At 37.1% G+C, this 2,903-nt stretch carries 3 protein-coding genes; all 3 read right to left on the bottom strand.

Going from position 1 to position 2,903, the window contains the following annotated elements; genetic code table 11:
- Positions 1 to 91: 91 nt before the first annotated feature.
- From HHO41_RS21900 to istA, 3 genes are read right to left on the bottom strand one after another with little or no spacing between them, the layout of a single operon-like run.
- Positions 92 to 415 (bottom strand): hypothetical protein, encoded by a 324-nt coding sequence (locus HHO41_RS21900; protein ID WP_169102699.1) that lies wholly within the window; start codon positions 413 to 415, stop codon positions 92 to 94.
- Positions 416 to 441: 26 nt separating this feature from the next.
- On the bottom strand, positions 442 to 1,215 hold the full coding sequence (istB, locus tag HHO41_RS21895) for an IS21-like element helper ATPase IstB (RefSeq protein ID WP_169102697.1): 774 nt from the start codon (positions 1,213 to 1,215) through the stop codon (positions 442 to 444).
- Positions 1,212 to 2,801, bottom strand: a complete 1,590-nt coding sequence (gene istA, locus HHO41_RS21890) for an IS21 family transposase (RefSeq protein WP_169102695.1) — start codon at positions 2,799 to 2,801, stop codon at positions 1,212 to 1,214. Before istA ends, istB begins: the two co-directional genes overlap by 4 nt.
- Positions 2,802 to 2,903: the final 102 nt, after the last annotated feature.

Here is a 2,903-nt window from a genome sequence, read left to right as displayed (position 1 = left end):
TGTATTTGTCAACTGAAAATTCCCCCATTTAGTCATTTAAAATTCCCCCACCTAAATTTTCCAAAAAGGCAGGGGATTATCAAATTATTTGTTAAAATGGGGGGATTCCGATTATCTCTTTAAGTATTCTTTTCTCCGATATTAACGTTTCAATTTCTTGTTTCAGATTAGAAATCTCATCTAACAGTCTTGAAATCTTAGTTTTATCATCAATCCCGTTCTCATATGCTGTTCCTTTACATCTAAGCCATTCATTAAAGTCATACAAATCATCTTCGGTCATTCCACGACTATTGTATTTATCATTTGCCGCCTTATTACACTCGTTTAACCATTCCTGAACCGATTCTTCATCGAATCGTGTGCCCATAACTTTAAGAAACCTTGTCACTTCATTCATCCTCAAAACGCTCATTCTTTATCTCCTTAATGGATTAGATGTTAAGCCAATTGTTGTTGCTCTAACCATTCTTTCGTTTCTTTCATACGGTATGAGTTCCCATTCATATTCACAAGATAAGCTTGATGTGTTAATCGATCAATCATGGCTGCTGTCATAACCGGATCTTGAAATATTTCTTCCCATCTTTCAAATGATAGATTTGTAGTAATGATGGTGGACTTTTGCCCTGCTCGAAGTGATAAGTGAGTAAATAGTAACTCGGCTCCTTCTTTATCAAATGAGATGTAGCCCATTTCATCAGCTATAACCAAATCATATTTCTCAAATCGATTTTGGAAAGCTCGCAGAGTCTTTTCTGAACGACACTCCTTGAGTTGGCTAATGAGTAGAGGAACAGTTGTAAACCATACTTTGTAACCTTCCAAACAAGCCTTCATACCTAGGCCAATTGCCATGTGTGATTTACCCGTGCCTGGGCTTCCAGCCAATATTAGGTTCCGACCTTCTTTAATAAAGTCTAGAGTTCTAAGTTGTTTATACTTTTTTTGCGCATCTTCTGGTAATTCATCTACCGATAAATCCTCCAAGTGCTTTATGTATGGAAATTGCGCTCGACGGATACGATTATTTTGAGCATTTTCCTGCCGGTAATCCCATTCCTTTTGCAGTATTTGAGCCAAAAACTCTTCATAACTAACACCCTTTTGATTTGCTTCCTTAACTTCCTCTTGGAAGCACTGACGAATAACAGGGAGCTTCAAATCCTTTGTATAATGAAGGATTTCTTCTATCCGATCTTTTGCATTACTCATGCGATGGCCTCCTTATTTCCTAAGGCTTGTGTTTGGAATAACTCATCATACATTTTCAGATTCGCTTTGGCATGCTCTACAATGTCCTTTGTTTCATGTGATGTAGAGACAGATGTAAGGAGTACATTTTTATTTCTTTCACATAACACTTTAATCTTTTCTGTGGTCACATGACTTTTATGGATCTTTCGAAGCTCTTTAATACTATTTTCAACTTCTCGTATTGAGGATTCATCTTTTATATACTGAATTAGCTCTATAAATTCTTTCTCGCGACTGCTATAATAAGTGTCATAAATCTTTTTTATATTTTTGTCTGCCTGTTGTAATGCTGTGCTACCAGCTAATGCACCAGGTTTTTTCTTTAATGTCACTAAATAATGCTCTAATTGTAGCCTCCATTCATGACATCCAGTAAGTCGGATATGTTCAGCTATTTTTTTCTCCTCATAAAAGCAGAGAACATGATTTGAATAAACTTTAACCTTTACAAGTGCGCCTACCAATTGATCTGGAACCGAATAATGGTTTTGATCAATCACTACCGTTGAATACTTGTCAACACGCACGTTTTGGATTCGTGCTGCGTCAAATGGGTGGGGAAGAGGGAGGAATTTCTCTTGTTCTTGTTGGATCATCATTTCGGCAGTCTGGTTTTGTTGGGAAGGCTGTGGCTTTCGGTTTAGTTTTATGCAAACCTGATATAAATACTGATTTGCTTCCTCAATTGATTCAAAAGTGTCACGGAATGCAAATGCTTTTCTTCTTACCACTTCAACGCTACGCTCGACATGGCCCTTCTCGTTTCCCCGCCGGACATTACAGAAACGGTAATGAAATCCATAGTAAAGGGAAATCTTCAGTAGGCCTTCTGTTGGTTCTTTTTCTGTTCCAACAAAGCGCTTGACGGCAACTTTCATGTTATCGTAGACCATAGTTTGGTATACCCCGCCAGCTTCTTTAAAGAATAAAACATGTGCTTCTTGAAAACATTCCATCTTTTGTTTGGTAAACAAATATGCCATTCGAAAGTTTCCATATGCTGAAGTAAAAACAGCCATTTGGAGTTTTCTCCAGTTTCCATTAATTCTTACTTTCACTTCTCCCCAGTCAAATTCACATATCTGACCTGGCAAATAAGATCCTTTTATAAAAGCTTCCTTTGTCTTTCTTTCTAATTGTCGAATAGTCCGAAGGACTGTGCTATAACTTATTTCGATTCCTTCATTTTCTAGTACCGCAAATATATCAATAGGCTTTTTCAGTTGTTTTCGGAGACCCATTAATAGTTTTGCTTCATTTTCCTGAAGATGAGTAATGATCTTTTGTTCAATTTCTTTAGTCATCACTCTTTTGGTAGGAGTTCTAGTCTTATACTTTGGGGTTTCAACAAGTTCTTGAATTAACTCACCAGTATTGACCAGGTCTCTTGAACGCTCGATTTCTTTTTGCTTCTTTTCATACTCGTTGATATATTTTCTTACTGTTTTTCTATCAATCGCCGTTAATCTAGCAATCTCTCTCTGAGACTTCCCCTCCCTTAAATACATTAGTAGGACCTGTTGCTTTTTATTCAATGTTATCAACTCTCCAAGCTCCCCACTTTATGAAATTATCTCCGTGGGTTAATTATAACTGGGGGAATTTTCAATGACTACGGTGGTCCACTTTTAGATTACTAGAAACAG

The sequence above is a fragment of the Bacillus sp. DNRA2 genome (genome assembly GCF_012843265.1).
In the GTDB taxonomy this organism is placed as follows: domain Bacteria; phylum Bacillota; class Bacilli; order Bacillales; family Cytobacillaceae; genus Bacillus_BU.
Note: the sequence above shows the minus strand (reverse complement) of the source record. Positions and strands in the feature narration are given on the sequence as shown.